The sequence below is a fragment of the Peribacillus sp. QJM3NY_7 genome, from assembly GCF_056173225.1.
Genome location: NZ_CM149663.1, coordinates 4,747,246 through 4,769,487 on the forward strand (window position 1 = coordinate 4,747,246; position 22,242 = coordinate 4,769,487).

A 22,242-nucleotide genomic window follows, 5' to 3' on the forward strand; every position below is an offset into this window, starting at 1 on the left:
CTAATCTGCCCTTTTAGTTGCATAAGACTTTATTGAGTTGACAAAGATTGAGACATAAAAAAAAGACGGTTTTACCGTCTAATAAATAGCTTTCTTAATTAATCCTGGAATTTTTAGCCACCTTAATCAAACATAAAGGTTTTTTTTCGATAGCTTATTGAAAAGACTAACCCCATCGCTAACATATTACCAATTAATGAGCTTCCTCCATAACTTATAAAAGGTAATGGTATTCCTGTTATGGGTACTAGGCCTATATTCATCCCGATATTCTCAAAAACATGGAAAAAAATCATGGAGGTAACACCGGTGCATATGTAAGATTCAAAACTATTTTTTACGTCTAGAGCCAACTTCACTATACTCGAAATAAGGAGAAAATAAATGGTTACTAAAATACTAGCTCCAAAGAAACCATATTTAGAAGAAATAACGCTAAATATAAAATCCGTATGTGCTTCTGGAACATATATACCTTTTTCCAGATAACCATATACCCCTCCTGAACCAATGGCTAATAATGCTTTGGTCAGGTTATAGCCTTCACCTGATGCATAAGATTCTGGATCGATCCAAGCATAAATTCTTCCTAATTGATAGGTTGCGAAACCCATTGATTGAAGCATTTCAGGGTTAAAAAAGACTAAGTATATAAGAATGCCAGAAATTAAGGAAATGATAATAAAAATAACACTGATAATTTTCCATGATATTCCCGAAATAATAAAAATCCCTGTAAAAATACATATTAATACTAAAGACGTACCTAAATCTGGTTGTAGCATAATTAAAAGTATAGGAAGAGCTGTAGCAGCTCCCATCTTAATTAGCAGTAACAAATCTGTTTTTAAAGTTTTATCCAAATATTTTTCATGATGTTTTTGCACTAAGAAACTTAAACAAATTATTAAAGATATTTTTGTGAATTCAGCTGGTTGCAGTGATCCGATTCCCGGAAGTTGAAACCAGCTTTTGGCTCCATTTATTTCACGAGCTATTGATTCAGGTGCCAAAATTAAGGCGATTAATAGAATGATGCTAAATGAGTATATAAACCAATTCAAGCGAAAGATCTGTTCAGAATCTAAATACATAATTCCTGCAATTATCCCGATCCCCACGATATACCAGGTTATTTGTCTAAATAAAAAATTCCCTTCATATTGACCAAAATCTTGAGCATTTAATATAGCTATACAACTTGTTATAAATAGTAAAAGTAAAAGTGTAATCAGGTTGTAATCCAACTTTGAATTTTTCATTTTTTCCCCTTGTAAATATTATCTTATAACTCAACTTAATTTTACTGAAAATGTAATTTTTTTAACTAAAAGCATGGAGGATAACCAATTAAAAAAGGCTTAAAATGTTATCTTTTTTTGTTATACGATTTTTTTCAGTATCATTTCCACATTTACATATTATTTCATGAAAAGTAATTAAAAGTATACAAGTAATTCATTAGCACCCCACCTTATTGAAGTAAAGCACCCATTAGTTCTATAAGCATTAGAAACCCGTAAAGCCACCAAATACATTATTTGTTAAAAAAGTTGTAATCTTGGTCATCCAATCAAAAAATAAGACAATCCCCATAATAATTGTTATATAGCCACCAAATTGAGTTATTTTGTGGTTATATTTTTTTATCCATCCTGATTTTCCTATATAAAATGACATTGTTAAGAAAGGTATGGAAAACCCAAGAATATAAGCAATCATATATAATAAACCTTGTCCAGTCGATAAACCAAGGGTTACGATGGCACCTAATATGGGACCAATGCAAGGAGTCCAACCAGCAGCATATCCTATCCCAATTAAAATAGAACCTATATAACCAGATGGGCGATTTTTAAAATTTATTTTTCTGTCCATCATCAAGAATTTAGGTTGAAAAACCCCAACAATCATTAAACCAAAAATAATTATCAAAATAGCCCCTACTTGTCTAATTAAATCAATATATTCATAAAAGAGATCGTAAATAAAAGAAGTCGATAACCCTAATATTACAAAGATAATAGAAAAACCGATCAAAAAGAATAAGGTATGAAGCATTGGTTTACGGTTTAATTTGTTATTATCTCCTTTTAATTCACTTATTGATAATCCTGTAATATAAGATAAAAACGCCGGGTATAAGGGTAAACAGCAAGGAGATATAAAAGATAGTATCCCTGCACCAAAAGATAAAAGAATATTTAAGTCTCCCAATCTTATTTCCTCCAATTTCCGCTTTCTTTGTATAACTTTACCATATATACACATACCCTTGTTGAACTATTCTGCCTTTAGCTCCATAAGAAAAAGAGCTGCCGAAGCAACTCCTTATGAATTAAAGCACCCGTGTGTTCATGAAGGAAATCCAGGTGTGTCTCAATCATTATAATAAATATTCAATCAAGATTTTCGGATAACTTCTTAATTATTTGTTTAGAATCAGAGGCAAATTCCACAGATGCATCATAATACATTTTTCCGTCTTTAATCAGGGAGAAATCACCAATCTCGATTTTTAGCAGAGTACTATCGCCTTTTTCTTTTAATTGATAATTATATGCGACATCACCTTCATTCGGCTTTACTTCCCAATTTGAAACGTGCAAAGCGATTTTTAATTCTTTCTGTACAACTGCTCTAATGATTTTAGTGATTGACTGCCCACCATTAGGAAGCTCCCAAATCACCTTACTTCCCTCGGTCATATCTTCATTAGGATAATTTTCTGGTAGTTCATCCCATTCTGCAACGTACTTGGGTTTAGTAAGCACTTCCCAGACTTTCTGAGAATTTGCTTCAATGAGTATCTCATCCCTTACAATTAGCTGTTCGGTCATCTAGTAGAACTCCTTTCAAGTGAATGACAACTCGTTATTTCTCCCAGAGCTCGATCAGTCGACCTTCAGGATCTTCAATCCAAATGAACTTTCCAAATTCACTAATCTCTTTTTTCTTTGCAAGAGGGACACCAATATGTTCAAGATGCTTAATAGTCTCGTTTAGATTATGTACTTCGAAATTTAACATCACTTGTTGTTCTGTTGGAAAATAACTGTCATTCTCGGTAAAGAAAGAAAAGATCGTCTCATTTCCTAATTGCGGTTTTATCACAGTCCCATTCCAATTTTCTATTTCAAGCTTCAGCACTTCACTGTACCACTTTTTTACAGATTCAAGATTCTTAGTTCTCCAAAATATTCCTCCGAAACCTTTTATCATCGTATCTAACTCCTGTCTGTCATCCAATTTTCATCTATCCGATTACATTAGATATTCGAGATTTACATTTTAAGTTCCTTCTTCAACTATACTGCCCCTCTAGTTCATTACTATATCCCCCTAGGATGAAGGCAAATTCCTTGTTGTTGAACTGACGCGCTTACATTAGGGAAAGGGCGTTCCTGCTTAATACAGAAACGCACACGTCATGTTTCCCCTTCATTCTTTCAATGAATGGGGAGGATACTTCTGTTGGATATGGCGTATAAGTGCAGTGACAACTTGCGGACCGGATTCTACGGGTCTGCCTTGTTCAAATGCAGTGAAGTTATCACCGCCTGAAGCTAAATAATTACTAACAGCTACTTCATATTCGTTGTTTGGCTGAATCTCTTGACCCTTCTTGTCTTTCAGCAGAACGACGCGGCTGCCAATTGGAGCTTTGGCTTCCCAGTCATACGATAAGCCAACCGTTTGTAACCTATTTTCATAATCTTTCGTCCACTGCTGTTCTAAAGCAAGTTTTATCTGCTCTCCTGTTAAAATTAACTTACTGACACTATGACCCATAGGCACGTTTGTATAAAGGTCTTCTACAGTAATCTTCCCTTTTTTTAAGCTTTTCCGCATTTCGCCTTGATGGACAAAAGCAATATCTACCCCCATGGCTTCGCGCTCAGATTCTGCAATCATTTTCGCTAATGGCGATTCACCGTTTGCATCTTGATTTCGTCTGATTTCTTCCGGCATTTCCCCTATTACCTGATTAAAATTGCTCCCCAATCTTTTTCTATATTTATTTAGAAGGGCGACCGTTTCTTCATCCGGTTTTATATGGTGATGTGAAGTGGCAATGATCTTTGCTTGTTTCTTAACAATCATTTTAGAATGCGGGTCAATTTCAAGCTTTACTTGAGAAAAGGCTTTCCCATTAGAATAAGCTTGAACGATCAGTTTACCGGCTGCAACCGTATTGGCATATTCATGGCTGTGACCCGCAAAAATGACATCGACCTCATCATCGATTTTTGGAGCCATCTCCACTAAAGCCCCAGTGGAATTTGCACCTGCCTTATCTGATTTAGCTGAATCATGTGCCAGTACAATAATCACTTTGATCCCTTTTTTCTTTAAAAGCTTTACGGTTCGGTTAATAGCTGAAACTTCATCCGTAATTTCTACTTCTTTTCGATTTTCAGTGGACACATACATATTGGTCTCTTTTGTGACCACACCGATAAATCCAATATCAATTCCGTCCATTTGTTTAATAACATACGGTGGTAACAAGGGAATGCCCGACTTTCTGTCGATGATATTTGTAGAACTGTAAGCAGTATTGGCACCTTGAAAATACCCTGTTTTTTTATTGAATCCCCCATGAATAAGACGTTTCATTTCATTTACGCCTTCGTCCAATTCATGATTTCCAGGTGTCCCGACATCAAAATGCAGGAGGTTTAAAAATTCGATCGTGGGTTCGTCTTGAAATTGAGAAGAGATTGGAGGGCTTCCTCCTACCATATCGCCAGCATGAACGAGTAATGTATTTGGGTTTTCTTGTTTATACTTTTTTAAATAGGCAGCCAAGTATTCAGCACCGCCTGCCATGTTTTCTGAAACCATTTGATATTTGTTTAGTTGGCCGTGAAAATCATTAACGCCTATTAATTGTAGTTGAATGTAGCGGTTGGATGTGGAATGATTCGTTGAGGAATGATTGGATGAGAATGCTGTGATTTTATAAGTTACGAAAATGATGATAAATAACAAGATGAACAAAGAAGTTATGGCCTGAAATTTTGACAACTTCGGATCCCTCCCTCTAGATGTAAATTAAGAATAACTCTAGAGTTTTATATCCGTATAAAGGGACCGTGATTTTTTGTTATGTTTTATATAATAATTATTAAATGAACCCCGTACATGCATATCTTTTTTAAAAAACTCATACGGCTAAACATTTAGACAACCAGCAACTGTGTTGTTTAGAAAGGCTCCCATTTCCCTTCCATTATTTGTACTAAAATAACTGATCCAATAAATAAAGGAATTGCCGACCAGTTCCAGGTGTTCAAAAATAAAGTGCCCTTTAGTTTAAGTACAATATTTTACAAATAAGCCTTCGGCAGAAGGAAAGTTTGGTATCTTACTCCTATAGTTCAACAATGAAAAAAAGGCTTCCGTAGAAACCTTATAACCTTTTTATTTAAGTTGACATCTTATTTACACACATTTATAAATTGTCCAATCAAATAGACTGGCTCTGTTATAGAATATTAAAAAGCAGAGGAGTGATTATTTGAAGTTATCGGAGATAAAAGGATCTTATGAATTGATCGCTGGTTTGGGCAGCTGGTGCGGACCTGCCCTCCATACAAAGAGGTATGATTTAAGAAGGAATTCATTTCCTTTGGATTGGGTTCAATCTGGTTTCCTCCCTGAAGTAAATAGATTATTAAAGAATAAATTTGAGGGATATATGGAGTTAGAAAATATGCATGAGAAAAATATACTCGCTCATTTTGTTGATGAAGGAAATGTTGTTCTTGAACCAGGGGGTACTCAACCATCAAAAGCACATTTTATTCATGATAGCCACTATAAGATAGATTCCGTCCATGATTTTCCGAAGATACCAAATCAAGATTGGACTGTTCAATATCCAGCATTTAAAAATAAGCTGAATCACCGCATCCAAAATTTCCTTACAAAAATCCAGCAAAGTAAAAATACATTATTCATCAGATATGAGTGGACAACGGCGAACTATGAAGATATTATCGAATTACAATCTATTTTATCTCAACTTACAACGGGTAAGTTTATCCTGTTGATCATGCAGCCAGTAGATGGTGGTTTAACAGGAGTTAAAGACATGAACTGGCCCCATGATGGGATTTGCTTTGTACATGTTCCTCGCAGTAATCCCAGTGATAATGCCATTTGGGATCATGTTTTACAAGGAATAACTTTAACGAATTAAACATAAAGGCAGGGTTTCCTGGCTTTTTTTTATGGCTCTTTTCATAAAGATTGATGTTTTTAAAACGAAACTATTTAAGGTTGATTGGAGCTGAAGTGCGAGACTCCTGCGGGAGCAGCGGGACAGGTGAGACCCCACAGACGTTTACGCCGAGGAGGCTCACCGCCCGCACCAAGGAAAGCGAGCATCTGAAGGGGAAATTAACCACACCGCACTACTTGGTAAATAGCAACAAAGTATGCGAAAACAGCCTTTTTTATTAAATACTTTCGAATTACTATGCAAAATAATGGCTATTTCACCCAGATCGTACTTATTGAGCTTTAGCACCCAATTAATTTAATAGAATTTATAACGATCGTGTTTTATATGTTGATATTGCAGTATAGGAAAAGTGCTGAGGAGCCCTAATAAAAAGCTGGACAGTTCCTTGTTACCGGAAAGCAAGACCGCTGTATGGATGTTTAAAAAATTGGTCCAAAGCACAATAATATAGTCAACGTATGTCTGTCCGCCAAAGGAGGAGTATCCATTTGAGGATTTCTTCAATATCATTCATAGAACCTCCCGTTTATCATGAATTCCCTCCCCTCTATGAAGGTTTAGGGCTGCCTGAGTTATCTTCATTCATTCAGCAGCGATTTGAATTTGCATATACCTTGGGGAAAGCCGAAAGAACGGGGCTTGCAAGCATCCGCTTTTATAAACGCCAGAGGGATTTCGAAGTACATATACCTGATAAGATGCAAGGAGTGGGACCAATGAAGCTTCAGGAATTAAAGGGGTTGTTACTGGAGAAAGCCAAAGCAGCATTCATCGAAAATATTGAATCAGAACCCAAAAAAAGAAAGGTCTACTACGCCGAATTTCGTCGCCCTCGGAAAGATGCTGAATAAGTGTGCTATCCGACAAACTGAAGCCTGTTTGAGGAAAATCATTGTTGTCTTGTTGAATTTGTCTTATAAAAAGAGGTCGTACATTAACTTCCCCTCTAAAAAAAGGTTGCTGCAGCAGCCTCCCTTGTTTTAATAATCCGTCTTATTTTCATTATCCAAATCATCATCAAGAAAAGACTTTTTATCTTCCTTCATTCCATACTTTTTTTCAAGAAATTGACCAATATTTGAATGGTTAATTCCTCTTCTCACTGCTGTTGCAATAACTATATAGAGAATGAATACCCCAACAATTTAAAATATTATAGCCTTCACTAAAAGTCCCCCAAACAACAACTCATTTCCCCCTTTATTTTACCAAAAAAACCTTGTTGGAATGCCCGATTATTGCCTAAAAAAAAGGAGCTGCTAATCAGCTCCTTGAAATGAATTAACGGCCTAACCTCCTGTATAAACACTTTCACATGTTCCAGGTTTTGGTTCATAATAACAATGATTTTTAAATTGACCGGCAAAAGGTTGATCGTACCAAGTCGGTGGGCATGGAGCATATGGATTAAAATACCAAAGTGCATATTTCCCTGGGTGTTGCCTCCAATAATCCAAATTCTGTTTTGCTAATCTTTTTTCAGCAGTTCTCGCTCTTTGATAAAATACATTCCCTTTTTGAACAGCTTCAAAAGAATAATTTCCTCCTTGTACATGAAAAATGACTTGTGGAATTGTTCTTAACTCTTTAAAGTCTAAACAATTTGCCTTAAGGCGATTAACAATTACATTTCCAACATACAACATTCCTTGCAGTCCTTCACCTTCGGCTTCAGCTCTCATCATCCTTGCCATTAAATCCACGTCTGAACTTCGATAATTTACTCTTGGCATTTTTTCACCCCAAATATATCGTATGAAAAACACCCTGCACTAATGTCATTATTTGTGAAAATGACACTCTCCTTCAGTAGAGGCTTTAGTGTAGGTTGTATTAAACTCGTTTAGTAACACCGAGAAAATGGGTGTCATAATGGAATGAAAACAAGATCCTATATGCTGGTCAGAGAAGGATTTTTTTTGCACACAAGGTTGCCGAAGGAATCTAAATAACAAATTCCCCCCAACAAAATCTCGGGGGTTTTTCTTTTGAATAAAATTTTCCGATTGACTTTATGAAAAAAATAAAATAAAATTCTAAGTACTTCATTTAAACTACTCTAACCTGAGTACTTAAAATTGAGTAATATACTTTAAAACAAAAAAGGATGGATTCAACATATGAAATTTACTGCATTCTTAAAAACAAGAGGTGCAACAGCGGCAATCTTTATGGGGATTTTCTATGCAGTTGCCATGCTAGGCATCTTCTTGCCTGGGTATACAGCCATTCCAGGAAATGTCGATAAATTACCTATCGCCATCATCAATGATGATGCTGGTAATAATGGGGCAATGATCGCCGAAAATTTACAAGAAAATTTACCCTTTAAAGAAATCGAGACGGATATAACAAATAAACAAGCCCTAAAAGATTTGGAGCACAATGATTTAGCATTAGTCGTACACATCCCAAAAACCTTCTCAGAAAATATTCAAAAAGGTGAAGCGTCATCAAGCATCGACTTTACAATCAATGAGGCAGGCGCAACAGTCGTTTCTTCTACCATGAATTCTGTCGTAACTGAAATTAACAGTCAGTTAAGCACACAATTCTCGCAACAAACAGCTCAGGGCGTATTGATGAACTTTAATGTACCAGAAAAGAAAGCCGCTGAATTAGCCGAAAACATTGAGAAATCCTATGTAGGAAATGTCGTTACAATCAATGAAATACCCGATGGAATGAATCATAATATGCTGCCGATGTTCTTAACAATGGCCGGTTATGTAGGGGCAATGATCGGGGCCATGCAATTGGTAGGTGCATTTAGAGCCAGCCGGGGAAAAGCAAGCAAAACACGGTTATTCGCTTATGTGCAAATGGCTGCATTATTGATTGCCGTGGTTTCATCAATCATCGCTGTAGGTGTAGCCTATTTAATTGATAAGCCGAGCGGTGACCTATTCTTCGGTATAGTAGGTCAACAAATACTGAACTATATGGTATGTTTTAATTTCACCGCGATTTTAATCTTCTTATTTGGTGAAGGCGGCATGATTTTAAACTTACCGATTTTATTAATGCAAACAATAGCGAATGGTGCCACCATCACACGTGATATGATGCACGCACCATATGAATGGATGAGCCACATTTCACCGATGTATTACTCGGTACAAGCATACTTTGCAAACCTATTTGGCAGCATCAGTCCAAGTCCGTATATTTGGTCAATGGCTGCGGTAGGTGCCGCTGCAATGTTAATTAACATGGCTATTGTCGCGTTTTTACACAAACCGATGCCAGTACAAGTTTCTGAAACAGAAGTTGAAAAGAAAGCGGCAGAAATCACAGCTTAGGTTTTGCTACAATAAGGAGATAATACTTCTTAAAGGAGCGTAGAAAATGTCTATTCAAATTTTTATATTGAGCAAGCTGATGGAGGATAAAAATTATCCTTATAAATTAAAAAAGCAGCTTTCAGAACCCATTCCATTGGATCGCCTGGGCGGATTAACGGAAAGTAAACTGTACTACCATTTTGAATCATTGGTGAAACAAGGTTTAGTCGAGCCAGTTGAAGTGATAAAAGAAGAACATCGGCCTGATAAACAGGTATTTGCGATTACGGATAAGGGTCGCGAAGAACTACCAAAAAAAATCTATAAATTATTTGAAAATGCGGATGAAATCAAGGATATGATTGTCGGTTTAGCCAACATCAAGTATGTGGACCGGGATAAAGTAGTAGATATATTAGAAAAAAAAGTAAAGTCCATCAAGGCTATTTGGGAGCAGCTTGGGAATTTCGAGCCAGAACCTAAAGGCAACGAGAATATTCGTGAATTTTTAGAGGGTTATTTTTCGACCAGGACAGATCACACAATATCTTGGTTTGAAGAGTTAATCAAAAGGATTAAGACAAAGGAATTGTGAGTTTACTTGCAGGCAAATTCGAGTTGATTTCAGAAATCTGCTCCCTTTCCGCCGACTGCCTGCCAAGCCTCCTCGACGCAAGCGTCTGTGGGGTCTCCGGCTAGCCGGTTATTCGGCGGAGTGTCACGTATTTCTTCCATCCAATGAGGGTTTCTTCTCTATAAAAAGTAGGATAAAATACGGGAACGTCCGATCTGGACGTTCCCGTTCTTATTCATTAAAGCTCCCTATAAACGAATAACTGTAAAGCTAATGAAGCATTTTTAAAAGCTGCGTTTCTCTGGCCAAACTCCTTGCATTTTACTAAGGAATACAATTTGCCCAATATGATATGCGTCGTGCATGGCTAAACTCTTCAATTCAAGCACTAATGAATTATCTTCTCCCGGGACCTGTCTATACAAATCTTCGTGTTCTGATTTTGCTAGTACTTTTCCAAGTTCACGATGAACATAAAAGTATTCTTGTTTTGTTTCTTTCCAATTTTCTAACGTCTCAGTTGGTAGTCGAAATGTAGATTCATTATTTTCTGCCTGTGGTTCATTCTCTGTTTCACCAAGAAACCGCATCAGAAATCTCTTTTCATAGAAAAGTAAATGACAAACTAATTCCCAAATGGAATTCATTGCCCCATCAGCTGGTTTCCAAATTGCCTGTTCAAAAGTAATATCCTCTAGCACTTTTTCAAGTGGCGGAAACCAGTCTTCTTCATCTAAGCAGCTTGCCCATTGTTGTAACAAAAGGGTCTTTACATCCATTTTCCATTCCCTCCAATTTAATCCCTTTAATAGATAATCCCTTTGGTCAACATTCATTTGCGACGTGTTTTAGATAACTAACTAACCAAGGTGTCATGCCAATTCCTTGTTCAATTAAGCTGGCCCTTTAACGGAACAATGAACGTTCTTTTATTCGGAAAATTCTGATAATACCAGTTTATCATAAGTTGTGTTGACTGAGAAAGAACAACTGACCATTTTAGTAATCGTTAAGTTATCTTTTATATGTTTGATGGGACTTCACTAATTTGAGGATATTGGAAGAGACTTCGATTTTAGGCGCGAGACTCCTGCGGGAAACGCGTATCCAGGGGAGACCATACGGGCACATAGGCGCCGCGGGCGGACCGCCCGCGGAAAGCGAGTGCCTTACGTTCCAATCAACGAATCATTGTACACCTCTCACAGACTTAATCGGAATGAGCAGATAAGTATTCCTATTTGATCGTTGTTAGAGCATGAACTTTTTGAACGTATCATTCACTTAGTCCATACCAAAAGTTTTCCCATATATTCTGAATTCTAGGTTCCATATTCTCTTTACCATAATAAGAAAATTCCATGAATATCCCATCAATCAAACAGAAATAGGACATGATTAAGTTCTCGACTTTCCCCTGGCGTATTTCTTTTTTGTCGATTCCTTCGACAAAGATAGCATGTAAGATAGCGGAAAATGATTCTTCAGATCTAAGGAAACTATCATTTAAGATGTGCTTCAAATGCTCCGGCGGGAAGATCATTGCCCTCTTTAAAAATGTTGCTTTATCTTCATGGTTTTTATAATAGTTACAAGTATCTAGAAGGATGTGCTTTAGCTTTTCTTCAGAAGAGAGGGTATTTATCTCTTCGGCAAATTGTTCGACCTGGTGTATATGCTCTTCCAGGATTTCTTCAAACAGACACAAGAAAAGGTCATCCTTATTTTTGAAATGGTTATAGATTGAGGGTTTTTGTATACCTACCCTCTTGGCAATTTCCGATAAAGCAGTTCCCTCGTATCCGTACTTGGTAAAAAGTGATAAGGAAATGTTTTTTATTTCATTTTTTGTCATAATGAGCCTCCAAACTATCCAACGTCAGTTAATTTCATTATAAACTCATTTCCTTTTTTAAACTAAATATTTAACACCTTGGAACATGGTTCTTTCTCTAAAAGATAAGAATTAGAATATGCTTGATAAAGAAGTTTCTTCGCTTTTATACACAACTTTCCCATCGTTTATTGTTAGTTCCACTTTAGTTTTGAGCACTTCACTTTCTGGAATATCAAATAGATTTCTGTCTAAAACCACAAGGTCAGCAAGTTTCCCCTCTTCTATTGTACCTAGCTCGTGCTCCCTGAAACATCCATGGGCTGAGCCATATGTATATGCTTGCAATGCCTCTGCCAAAGTGAGTTTTTGTTCAGGGTGCCATGTGTTTTGTGAATCTCCGCTACTATCCACTCTAGTAATCGCAGTATATATTTGGCGCATTGGATTTAATGAGATGGAAACCGGAAAGTCTGTTCCTAAAGCTAAAGATGCACCTGTATTTAATAGCGACTTCGTCAGGAACACATTTTTTTCCCTTTCAGGACCTATTATTGAAGAATATACCTCTCTTGATGAAGCAGCCATGTGATCAGGCTGCATCGATGCAATGACCCCCAATTTTGAAAAACGTTCAATGTCATCCGAATCGATTACTTCAATATGCTCGATTGTATGCCTTGAGTCTCTTTTTCCATTCTTGCGTACAGCTTCTTCAAATGCGTCTAAAGCTAAACGAATTGCCGCATCTCCAATAGCGTGAAACCTGATTCTAAATCCGAGTTCATCCGCTTTAACAACTCGATCGATCAATACTTCTGGATCTAGAGCTGGATGACCGCAAATATCCAATTGATCGGAGTAAGGTTTCAGGAAGTAAGCGGTATGACCCGTGACTGTTCCATCAACGAATTGCTTTAATCCTGAGAATTGCAGCTTCTTTGACTCATATTTATTTCTCAGTATTTGAGCTTTGTCCAAATTGCCATCCAATTCAGGAGTGATATGAAATCTAGTCGTTAATTCTCCTTGCTTATCCAATTTCTCAAAAAGATCATAGTCTTGAAGGAAGTCATCCATTGGCGCAAACAAATCGTTTACAGAAGTAATTCCATATTGCGATAACAATCGTAAAAACTCTTTTAATATCGTTTCTTTTTTATTTTGTGTTAACCGTAATGCCTCTTTTAAAACGATTTGCTGGGCTTCTTCATATAAAATTCCAGTAAGTAAACCATTCTTATCTCTTTCATACCGACCAAAATCCGGATCACGTATTTCCTCAGTAACTCCTGCTAATTCCATGGCCTTACTGTTCACCCATGTATAATGACCTTCAGCATGAAAAAGAACGACAGGACGATCTGGAATGACAGCGTCAAGAATTTTATAATGGGGCTCTTGTTTATCATGCCAATAACCTGCGTCCCATTGCATGCCGATAATCCATTCTTCCCCAGGACATTCTTTAGAAAACTCCAGTACTTTTGCAGCCGCTTCTTGAGCTGACCTGGCTTCAAATAAATTAATACTAGTTAAACTTAGTGCACTGAACATAATGTGGAGATGAAAATCATGAAATCCAGGCATAATCAATTGATTTCCATAGTTAAATACTTTTGTCCCACTTCCTATAAAAGGTTCAATCTCTGCTTTTGAACCTACACTCAAAATTTTGTCACCTAAGATAGCTATTGCCCCAGACGTTGGCTCATGTGTAAGCCCTGTGAAAATAGCATCGCTGGAAAGGACAATATCCGCTTTTTTAATAGTCATGGAGTTTACCTCATTTCATTCAAAATAATAAAACAGGAACTGATCATTGCACGAGTTTTACATCGAATTCTTCTTTTTGCTCTGCAAAATTCAGTTCAGGAGGACGTTCCTTAAACATTTTTGTTAAGTACAATAAGTAAATGAACCCTACTGTCATCCAAGTGATTCCTAATGCTAATGAATGGATATCCAACTTTGTCATAAACCATATAGTTATGCCGGTGCCTATTAAGGGAAGAAGGACATATAAAATGATACTTTTAGGAGATCTCTGCTTCTGTCTCACAAAATAATGGATAAGCACGGCAAGATTAACGAATGTAAAAGCAAACAGTGCCCCAAAATTAATGAAAGAAGTAGCCGTTGCGATATCCAAAAATACGGCGCTCATTGCAACACAAGCAATGAGCAAGATATTGAATACGGGCGTTTGAAATTTTGGAGAAACATATCCGAAAATCCGCTTAGGCAGAACATTATCTCTCCCCATTGCATACAAAATCCGGGCTCCGCTGCCTCCTGAAGCTATCGCAGAAGCAGTAGCGGATGTCACTACGACAGAAACAAACAAACTATTCAGAAAATTACCCCCGGTATAAATCATGATATCGACTATAGCTGTATCAGGGTTCTTAAAAGCATTGAAGTTCGGGAAAATCGATTGTGCAAAATAGGTAGCTGCAACAAATAATAGCCCTCCAATCAATGTCGTAGCATAAATAGCTTTAGGAAGTGTTTTTTTCGGATTTTTGGTCTCCTCTGCAAGTGTAGTAACCGCATCAAACCCAAGAAAGCTAAAACATAATAAAGGTACAATCGAAAGCAGATTATTAATATTCACGTCTGGACTAAAAAAAGGATATTTAGAAAACAACTCTCCGGTGCCTTTTCCTGCTAAAAGTCCATTTATGCAAAGCAGGCTGAAGATCATGATAAAAAGAAATTGAAATATCACCAAAAAGGTATTCACATTTGCTGCGACCTTAATCCCAAAAATATTAATCGTTGTCACAGCAATGATAAAAGAAATGATAACGGCAGCGATAGGAATACCAGGGAAGTAAGCATTCACCATAATCCCAAAAAGTAAAGCGCTGATCATAGGACTGAAAAGATAATCCAATAAAATCACCCATCCTACCAGGAAACCAAGGTGTGAATTAATTCCTTTCTGCACAAAGGTATAAGCTGACCCGGTAGTGGGATATACCTGAACCATTTTTGCGTAACTATATGAAGTGAATAGCATGACAATTAACGCGATTATGTATGCTGTCGGAATCATTCCATGGGTACGATCAATAGCGATGCCATATGTGCTAAAGACTGTCACAGGCGCCATAAAGGAAAGTCCAAATACAATTACATATCTTGTATTCAGTGAACGCTTAAGCTCGGGTAATCCTTTCATCGCAAAGAGCTGCCTCCTTTATTAAATAAATGGGCTATTTTTAAGTTGAAGTGATTTTAATTATCTTCTTTCGCACCTAATGCTGCCAGGCTGGCAAATTCATGTACAAGTGTTGCCGCTAAAAGTGAAGTGATTTGACTTGGATCATATGAAGGCAGCACTTCAACCACGTCATATCCTATAAAGTTAAATCCAGTTAGGGAACGTATCATTTTTAATGTATCATAGCTGCTAAAACCACCTATTTCAGGTGTACCTGTTCCTGGGGCAAAAGAAGGATCAACGAAATCTATATCAAATGTCAAGAAACAAGGGGTGTTACCAATCGTTTTTCTAATCTCTTTCAAAACATCTTCAAATCCACGATTGGAAAGTTCACCAGTTGTAATCAGGCGATAGCCTAAATCAAGGCTTGCCTGTAAATCTCCAGAGTGGTTTAGCGTGCCGCGGATTCCTATTTGAAACACTTTATCTTCCTGCAATAAACCTTCTTCGTGGGCACGAATGAAAGGAGATCCATGCCAATATTTTTCCTCATAATATGTATCCCAGGTATCTGTATGGGAATCAAAATGAATCATGGCTACAGGTCCATATACCTTTGCCGCAGCTCGTAAACTAGCTAAAGTAATAGAATGGTCTCCCCCTAATCCAATCGGTATGACCCCTTTGGACATCAATTCATGAATGGATTCCTTCATTAGCTCATAGCTTCGATGAATATTATGGGGAATAACAGGGATATCGCCAATATCAATGGCGTTCATTTGTTCAAAAGGATATACATTATGAATCGGATGATAGGGAAACAGGGTCATGGATGATTGGCGAATGGCTTGGGGAGCAAACCTGGCTCCTACCCGAAAAGACGCTGCTGTATCAAAAGGCATACCTACGATTGCCAGCTTTGCATCATGCTTTTGAGAAGGTAAACGCATAAAAGTCCCTGTTGTACAAAACTCTGGCTTTACATCTGGTGTAAGTGGATATTTCATAATTATCATCTCCTGGTTTTAAAATTCTTCTGATATGATTTACAAATACAACGTGTAATCGCTTACAAACCATGATTCAGTGGATTACTTTTTATGTCTAACACCTACTTTTTTGCACTATATTAACTAACGGTAGTTAGTGTTAAACCAAATATAAACATAATTGTTAAAAAAGTCAAACTATTTTTTATAGTCGATTTGACTATTTCGTAATACCAAAAAAACGTTCAGTGATTCCGGAAATACGCTCCCTTTCCGCCGAATGCCTGCCAAGCCTCCTCGACACAAGCGCCTGTGGTCTCGACTAGCCAGTATTTCGGCAGGAGTGCCGCAAATTTCTTCAATCCAATAAGGGTTATAGTAAAAAACATCAAGGCGCCTAGCCTTAAACATGGTTCTGATGAACCAGCATACGGTTTTTTCTTAAATTACATTTCAGGTGATTCCGGAAATACGCTCCCTTTCCGCCGACTGCCTGCCAAGCCTCCTCGACGCAAGCGCCTGTAGGGTCTCGACTAGCCAGTATTTCGGCAGGAGTGTCGCAAATTTCCTCCATCCATTAAGGATTACTGTAAAAAACCATGAAGGAGCATCTAGTCTTAAACTTGGTTCTAATGAGCCAGCATACGGTTTTTTCTTAAATTACATTTCAGGTGATTCCGGAATTACGCTCCCTTTCCGCCGACTGTCTGCCAAGCCTCCTCGACGCGGTTTTCCCTAAACAACTACAATTAGCCTACCGTCCCCTCAAACAAAAACCGAAGTATTATCTATCATTTTCCCTGCTTCTTTTTCCTTCAAAATATATCGATGCCGCAAGAGCAATGATTGCAATTGATACAATGCCAGATAACCAAAATAAGTCCATTTCCGTGAAATACCCTACCATATTAACTATGGAAAGGCCGAATATCAAAATTAGGGATAAAACATCCTTTTTGTTTTGTTTCCGTTTTTCAAAGAACAATCCCAGTATTTTTTCAACCATTCTAAAACACCTCCTTTATTTTCCACAATTAATCCCCCATCTAAACCGTCACTTTTTATCGTGAGCTCAAACTGCACGACGCAAAGCAGTTTTTTCCGTATCCTCATTTCCTTTATATTTCAAATTTAATGAGTATGAGCAGCCTTTAGATGTTCAAAATAAGATAAGGGCGGATCACTGATCATCAAGGTAAATAATAAAAAACAAAAAATATATTGAAATATCAATTTAATTTAGTTATAATACTGTACGGTCTTAGTATTACTGTTTATATAATTTTTAGAAAATTTAATAATTTTCTAAAATAGCAAATTTTGGTCGGAGGGTTTATTTTGTCTAATAAGGTTCCATCTTCATTTATAGTAGTGATTGGGTTCATGTTATTTGCCCTTTTCTTCGGTGCAGGGAATTTAATTTTCCCGCCAATGCTTGGTCAATCGGCAGGTATGAATATCTGGTCGGCCAATGCAGGGTTTCTGGTCACAGGAGTAGGATTACCGTTACTTGGTGTGCTGGCACTCGGTTTTTCTGGAAAAGATGACTTACAATCATTAGCAAGCCGTGTCCATCCAGTCTTTGGTATTGTATTCACAACCATTCTTTATTTAGCCATTGGTCCATTATTCGCCATGCCTAGAACAGGAAACGTTTCTTTTGAGATCGGTGTAAAACCTTTTTTGCCTGAAGATCCAGGTCCATTGCCTTTACTTATTTTCACCATCATCTTTTTTACAGTTTCATGCCTTCTTTCGCTCAATCCCGCGAAAATTGTCGAAATTGTGGGGAAAGTTTTGACACCCATCAAGTTGACGTTCATTGGAATCCTAGTGGTAGTCGCTTTCGTTAATCCAATTGGAGATTTTGAAGCACCTGCCGAGCACTATATGGTTCAGCCATTTTTCAACGGGTTCCGAGAAGGATATTTAACCATGGATACTCTTGCATCTTTTGTTTTTGGCATCATCATCATTAATGCCATCAAAGAAAAAGGTGCCAAAACAAAAAAACAAATCATGATCGTTTGTGGAAAAGCGACTGCCATTGCGGCGGTTATCCTTGCTACCATTTATACTGCTCTCTCTTATATGGGTGCTTCCAGCGTTGGGGAACTTGGACGCTTGGATAATGGAGGCATTATCTTGGCCAAAGTCTCGGATTACTACTTTGGATCATATGGCGGGCTATTATTGGGCTTAATGATCACAGTAGCTTGTATTACGACGAGCGTAGGACTCATTACCTCTTGCTCGACGTACTTCCATAAACTATTTCCAAGTCTGCCTTATAAAACGATTGCCATAAGTTTATCCATTTTCAGTGCAATCATTGCCAATATTGGACTAACTGAGTTAATTGCCATTTCAGTACCGGTTATGACAGCCATTTATCCATTAGCCATTGTTTTGATCTTCCTAACATTTCTTCATTCCTTATTTAAGGGAAGACCTGAAGTTTATCAAGGCAGCTTACTTTTAACATTCATCGTCAGTCTATTTGATGGATTAAATGGAGCAGGTGTACACATTACTTTCATCAATGATTTCTTCACTGCAATACTTCCTATGTATGAAGCTGGGCTTGGGTGGATCGTCCCTGCCATTGTTGGAGGATTCATTGGGTATGCAAGCAGCGTCTTAAAGTCGAAATTCGGTCATGATCACCAAATAGATTAAATGATATAAAGTCAGTCCAGGCATATAAACTGTAGACGAACTCGAGATAAGCGAGTTGAACTGCCCCGTAAATGTTAGACACCAAACTAACATTTACGGGGTGTTTTTTATGGCTAATTTTTCTGCCATAAAGGCAGCTCCAGACTGAAAGAAAAGCAAGTTTATCTTCGGGTTCTTTATTTATTAAACATTCCTGTGGATAACGGTAAAAAACACTAAGGATAATCTAGTCCTGTTTTAAAATCATGGTTCGGGGTGAGACCATGTTGATAGCAGGATTAAAACATCACGCTTCTTTAATTTCACATTTATTCCGTAATTTCTTCAGCAATTGGAAAATCTGACCTCGATGATGTGATTCATGTTCAATCAAATGATAAACGACCCATTCAGGTGTGACGTCATATTGATCAAGTACCCTCGGTTTACGCCAATCCGTCTTGTCCATCGTGCGGAAGTTTGAAAGAAATACCTCACGCACCTTATTGAGTCGGTAGAAATGTTCGTCCAATGTTTGTCCTTCAATATGATTTAGGGAGCCATCTTCAGCACGGCACCCTAATGGAAACAACGCGGATATTTCCGAATCCCATTCCGTAACAAGGACCTCCTCGTATAACCAATCTGCCTCTATCAACGCGATGTGATATAACAGCGAGCCAATCGTTTGCCTTTCATCGATTTTCGAATCGAGTAAATTTTGGCTGATTCCAGTCAATTCCGCTATAAGCGTACGGCGAACATCTTCTAAACACCATAGCCACCGCCCAATTTCCTCTTCATATCCCGGTAATGCAGATACCAGTAATGCTCTTCTCTCCACCAAGATCATCCTCCTCTTCATGAACGTACATTCTATTTAAAAGTGTTGTTTCCTTCTTTTTAATGGAAAAATACCCTTTATGGCCGGGCAAAAAGAGCAATCTTTTCGATTGCTCCTTTTGCCAGATTTTTTCGTTTATGTCATCGATATCCTAGATCGAAATTAACTCCCCAAAAAGAGATTGGCTCTCATCTCCTCTGTTATACGCCTGCTTTGTAGATAATCCTGTTCCCGTTCTTGTTCAACCATCATGCGTTGCTCCAATTTTTGAGCATATTGTGCATAGCCGATTCCATGAGCCTGAAACATCGCTTTTTCCATTGCCGACGTGTACGTTAATTCGAGAAAATTAATGAAGAATCAATCCTTCCCATAGTAAATTTCGTACTCATCTTATCATTGTTAGTGATAACTCACAAAGTTGCTATGGCTCCATATTCACTGATAATTCAGATTTTTTACCGGCTGTTTCTATCTCCGTGTACAGAAACGCCAAATCCCTCGGTCTTCCTCTAATTTCCTTTTTTTATTCACAAAATGATCAGGTTGAAGACAAATTAAAAGTCCCATTAACAAACCTCTTGTTAATGGGACTGAATGTTTATTTATATGAACCGAAAATTTCCTTTGCCAACCTACGCCCAGTAGGAGTCGCAGCCAGCCCGCCCTCTGCCGTTTCGCGAAGTGCAACCGGCATGGTCAATCCTATTTTATACATGGCATCGATCACTTCGTCACATGGAATGCGGCTCGTAATGCCTGCAAGCGCCATATCAGCTGCCGTTATTGCGTTGGATGCACCCATTGCGTTACGTTTCACGCAAGGAACTTCAACCAATCCAGCCACTGGGTCACAAACCAATCCAAGCATATTCTTCAAAGTGATCGCCATCGCTTCTGCCGCTTGGCTTGGTGTACCGCCGGCCAGTTCCACTATCGCAGCTGCGGCCATTCCGCTTGCCGAGCCCACTTCTGCTTGGCAGCCGCCAGCCGCTCCAGAAATGGAAGCATTGTTTGCAACCACGAATCCGAAGGCAGCGGAAGTGAAAAGAAATTCAATCATCTCTGCCCGGGTCGGGTTTAATTTTTCTTTCACGGCAAATAATGTACCGGGCACAACTCCCGCAGAACCTGCAGTCGGAGTGGCACAGATCATTCCCATTGCTGCATTCACTTCGTTCGTCGCAACAGCTTTACTGACGGCATCCAATAATAAATTACCTGCCAGTGCCTTGCCCGACTTGATATAATTTTGCAAAAGAACGGCATCTCCGCCCGTTAGGCCTGTCACGGATTGCACACCTTTCAGGCCTCTTTCCACCGCTTGTTCCATCACTGTCAAATTCCTGTCCATCTTTTCGATGATCTGTTCTCTCGACAGGCCTGAGAACTCCATTTCTTGTAAAATCATGATTTCCGCGATTTTCACATTTTTACTTTCAGCAAGTTCAACCAACTCTGCTACATTTCGGAACATGTTTTTACCTCCATATCTATGCCAGCACTTTTAATGATGATCATTCAACCATCCTTATGACTTGCGACACGTTTTCCAATCCTTCAATTTCCATCATGACATCGCTCTGGATTTTCTGATCGACTTCAATCACCATGAGGGCCATTTGGCCTTTTTCTTTTCGTGAGACTTCCATATGGCCAATGTTAATTTCATGATTCGCCAATACGGTCGAAACGGAAGATATGATTCCAAACACATCGTTATGCACGACTAAAATGGCTGGGTTTTCCCCTGACAATTTGAGCTTGAATGTATTCAGCTCCGTTATTTCTATCGTTCCGCCGCCAATCGAGATCCCGACAAGTTCCAATTCCTTATCCTCGTCGAACAATCTGATTTTGACTGTATTAGGATGATCCATCACAGTATCCTCGATTGTAAAGGAAACGTCCATACCGGCTTCTTCCGCTATCGTTAAAGAGGCAGGGATTCGTTCATCATCCGTATCGAAATCCAAGATCCCGCCGACGACAGCAACATCCGTACCGTGTCCCCTGTATGTTTTTGCAAAAGAACCATATAAAGAAATAATCGCTTTCTTCGGTTGCTTTCCGAATAATGTCCTTGCTACTCTGCCAATTCTGGCAGCTCCTGCTGTATGTGAACTTGAAGGTCCAATCATGACGGGACCGATTATATCGAATGCAGATCTGTATTTCATCGTGTAATGCCCCATTTCTGGCAATAAATTTTTTAACCGTCTTTTAAAGTGAATGAAGATCAAAAAGCGGCATTATTACTATATTAAAATATTTTTATCATTTCCGCAATGAAAACCCTTTCATTGCATATCCCATATTAACATATATTACATAACATACCTACCAATATTTTTTATTATTTAATTTAGAAGTAATATTTGATTTTTCAGTATTTTAAGATAATTAACCTTTATCCTTTAAATTTGAAGAAAACAAAAAAAAGCAGCCTGGTGGCCACTTTTAATAAGGATGTTCCTAAACCAGCTGACCCAAAGCAATTCCTTCAACCGATCAGTACGGTTTGCATCTAATTTTATAACTAAGCTGATCGTAGCGGGTGTTCGTGACTCCTGTGCGGAAAGAGAGTGCCTGGAATGGAAATAAACGTTTCAATTCTATAAACACTCAAGA

Annotated in this window: 21 protein-coding genes; 5 read left to right on the plus strand and 16 right to left on the minus strand. The window is 38.1% G+C overall.

Annotated elements, in window-relative coordinates; all coding sequences use genetic code 11:
- Positions 1-122: 122 nt before the first annotated feature.
- The 5 genes from AC0VX1_RS22885 to AC0VX1_RS22905 form a co-directional block, all read right to left on the minus strand.
- Positions 123-1,262 carry an FtsW/RodA/SpoVE family cell cycle protein gene (locus AC0VX1_RS22885; protein WP_440970251.1) on the minus strand — a complete coding sequence of 380 codons (1,140 nt, stop codon included), beginning with the start codon at positions 1,260-1,262 and terminating at the stop codon, positions 123-125.
- 247 nt (positions 1,263-1,509) lie between these two features.
- Positions 1,510-2,217, minus strand: a complete 708-nt coding sequence (locus tag AC0VX1_RS22890; RefSeq protein WP_475469183.1) for a cytochrome c biogenesis CcdA family protein — start codon at positions 2,215-2,217, stop codon at positions 1,510-1,512.
- Between the two features lie 182 nt (positions 2,218-2,399).
- Complete coding sequence (locus tag AC0VX1_RS22895) at positions 2,400-2,840, minus strand: SRPBCC domain-containing protein (protein ID WP_475469185.1); 441 nt, start codon at positions 2,838-2,840, stop codon at positions 2,400-2,402.
- A 34-nt stretch (positions 2,841-2,874) separates the two neighbouring features.
- Entirely contained in the window at positions 2,875-3,222 is a 348-nt protein-coding gene (locus AC0VX1_RS22900) for a VOC family protein (protein ID WP_034310877.1), read from the minus strand.
- Positions 3,223-3,441: 219 nt separating this feature from the next.
- A complete protein-coding gene (locus tag AC0VX1_RS22905; protein WP_475469187.1) occupies positions 3,442-5,031 on the minus strand; it encodes a bifunctional metallophosphatase/5'-nucleotidase in 1,590 nt (529 codons plus the stop codon).
- A 538-nt stretch (positions 5,032-5,569) separates the two neighbouring features.
- Between AC0VX1_RS22905 and AC0VX1_RS22910 the strand changes: the two genes are divergently transcribed.
- Positions 5,570-6,208 (plus strand): DUF1796 family putative cysteine peptidase, encoded by a 639-nt coding sequence (locus AC0VX1_RS22910; RefSeq protein WP_475471863.1) that lies wholly within the window; start codon positions 5,570-5,572, stop codon positions 6,206-6,208.
- A gap of 533 nt (positions 6,209-6,741) precedes the next feature.
- Positions 6,742-7,104, plus strand: coding sequence for a hypothetical protein (locus AC0VX1_RS22915; RefSeq protein ID WP_475469189.1), 363 nt, complete (start codon positions 6,742-6,744; stop codon positions 7,102-7,104).
- 438 nt (positions 7,105-7,542) lie between these two features.
- On the opposite strand, the gene AC0VX1_RS22920 is transcribed toward AC0VX1_RS22915, so the two are convergent.
- Positions 7,543-7,986 carry a cell wall hydrolase gene (locus AC0VX1_RS22920; protein ID WP_096341135.1) on the minus strand — a complete coding sequence of 148 codons (444 nt, stop codon included), beginning with the start codon at positions 7,984-7,986 and terminating at the stop codon, positions 7,543-7,545.
- A gap of 387 nt (positions 7,987-8,373) precedes the next feature.
- Here AC0VX1_RS22920 and AC0VX1_RS22925 point away from each other — a divergent pair, with 387 nt between their 5' ends.
- Positions 8,374-9,555: a YhgE/Pip domain-containing protein gene (locus AC0VX1_RS22925; protein ID WP_475469191.1), complete on the plus strand. Its 1,182-nt coding sequence runs from the start codon at positions 8,374-8,376 to the stop codon at positions 9,553-9,555.
- A gap of 46 nt (positions 9,556-9,601) precedes the next feature.
- Entirely contained in the window at positions 9,602-10,132 is a 531-nt protein-coding gene (locus tag AC0VX1_RS22930) for a PadR family transcriptional regulator (protein WP_475469193.1), read from the plus strand.
- A gap of 263 nt (positions 10,133-10,395) precedes the next feature.
- On the opposite strand, the gene AC0VX1_RS22935 is transcribed toward AC0VX1_RS22930, so the two are convergent.
- From AC0VX1_RS22935 to AC0VX1_RS22960, 6 genes are all read right to left on the minus strand, one after another.
- A complete protein-coding gene (locus AC0VX1_RS22935; RefSeq protein WP_475469195.1) occupies positions 10,396-10,890 on the minus strand; it encodes a DinB family protein in 495 nt (164 codons plus the stop codon).
- 497 nt (positions 10,891-11,387) lie between these two features.
- Complete coding sequence (locus AC0VX1_RS22940; protein ID WP_413011787.1) at positions 11,388-11,966, minus strand: TetR/AcrR family transcriptional regulator; 579 nt, start codon at positions 11,964-11,966, stop codon at positions 11,388-11,390.
- A 111-nt stretch (positions 11,967-12,077) separates the two neighbouring features.
- Positions 12,078-13,721 (minus strand): amidohydrolase, encoded by a 1,644-nt coding sequence (locus tag AC0VX1_RS22945; protein ID WP_475469197.1) that lies wholly within the window; start codon positions 13,719-13,721, stop codon positions 12,078-12,080.
- Positions 13,722-13,764: 43 nt separating this feature from the next.
- Positions 13,765-15,132: an APC family permease gene (locus tag AC0VX1_RS22950; RefSeq protein ID WP_475469199.1), complete on the minus strand. Its 1,368-nt coding sequence runs from the start codon at positions 15,130-15,132 to the stop codon at positions 13,765-13,767.
- Between the two features lie 56 nt (positions 15,133-15,188).
- Positions 15,189-16,127 (minus strand): agmatinase, encoded by a 939-nt coding sequence (speB, locus tag AC0VX1_RS22955; protein ID WP_475469201.1) that lies wholly within the window; start codon positions 16,125-16,127, stop codon positions 15,189-15,191.
- Between the two features lie 766 nt (positions 16,128-16,893).
- On the minus strand, positions 16,894-17,115 hold the full coding sequence (locus tag AC0VX1_RS22960; RefSeq protein WP_475469203.1) for a hypothetical protein: 222 nt from the start codon (positions 17,113-17,115) through the stop codon (positions 16,894-16,896).
- A gap of 332 nt (positions 17,116-17,447) precedes the next feature.
- On the opposite strand from AC0VX1_RS22960, the gene brnQ reads away from it, so the two are divergent.
- Positions 17,448-18,788 (plus strand): branched-chain amino acid transport system II carrier protein, encoded by a 1,341-nt coding sequence (brnQ, locus tag AC0VX1_RS22965; RefSeq protein ID WP_323603437.1) that lies wholly within the window; start codon positions 17,448-17,450, stop codon positions 18,786-18,788.
- Between the two features lie 286 nt (positions 18,789-19,074).
- On the opposite strand, the gene AC0VX1_RS22970 is transcribed toward brnQ, so the two are convergent.
- The 4 genes from AC0VX1_RS22970 to sdaAB form a co-directional block, all read right to left on the minus strand.
- Positions 19,075-19,611, minus strand: a complete 537-nt coding sequence (locus AC0VX1_RS22970) for a DinB family protein (RefSeq protein WP_475471865.1) — start codon at positions 19,609-19,611, stop codon at positions 19,075-19,077.
- A gap of 162 nt (positions 19,612-19,773) precedes the next feature.
- Positions 19,774-19,932: a YuzK family famiily protein gene (locus tag AC0VX1_RS22975; protein WP_214792514.1), complete on the minus strand. Its 159-nt coding sequence runs from the start codon at positions 19,930-19,932 to the stop codon at positions 19,774-19,776.
- 280 nt (positions 19,933-20,212) lie between these two features.
- Complete coding sequence (gene sdaAA / locus AC0VX1_RS22980; RefSeq protein WP_096340651.1) at positions 20,213-21,088, minus strand: L-serine ammonia-lyase, iron-sulfur-dependent, subunit alpha; 876 nt, start codon at positions 21,086-21,088, stop codon at positions 20,213-20,215.
- A 40-nt stretch (positions 21,089-21,128) separates the two neighbouring features.
- Positions 21,129-21,791 (minus strand): L-serine ammonia-lyase, iron-sulfur-dependent subunit beta, encoded by a 663-nt coding sequence (gene sdaAB, locus AC0VX1_RS22985; RefSeq protein ID WP_034310833.1) that lies wholly within the window; start codon positions 21,789-21,791, stop codon positions 21,129-21,131.
- Between the last annotated feature and the right edge of the window lie 451 nt (positions 21,792-22,242).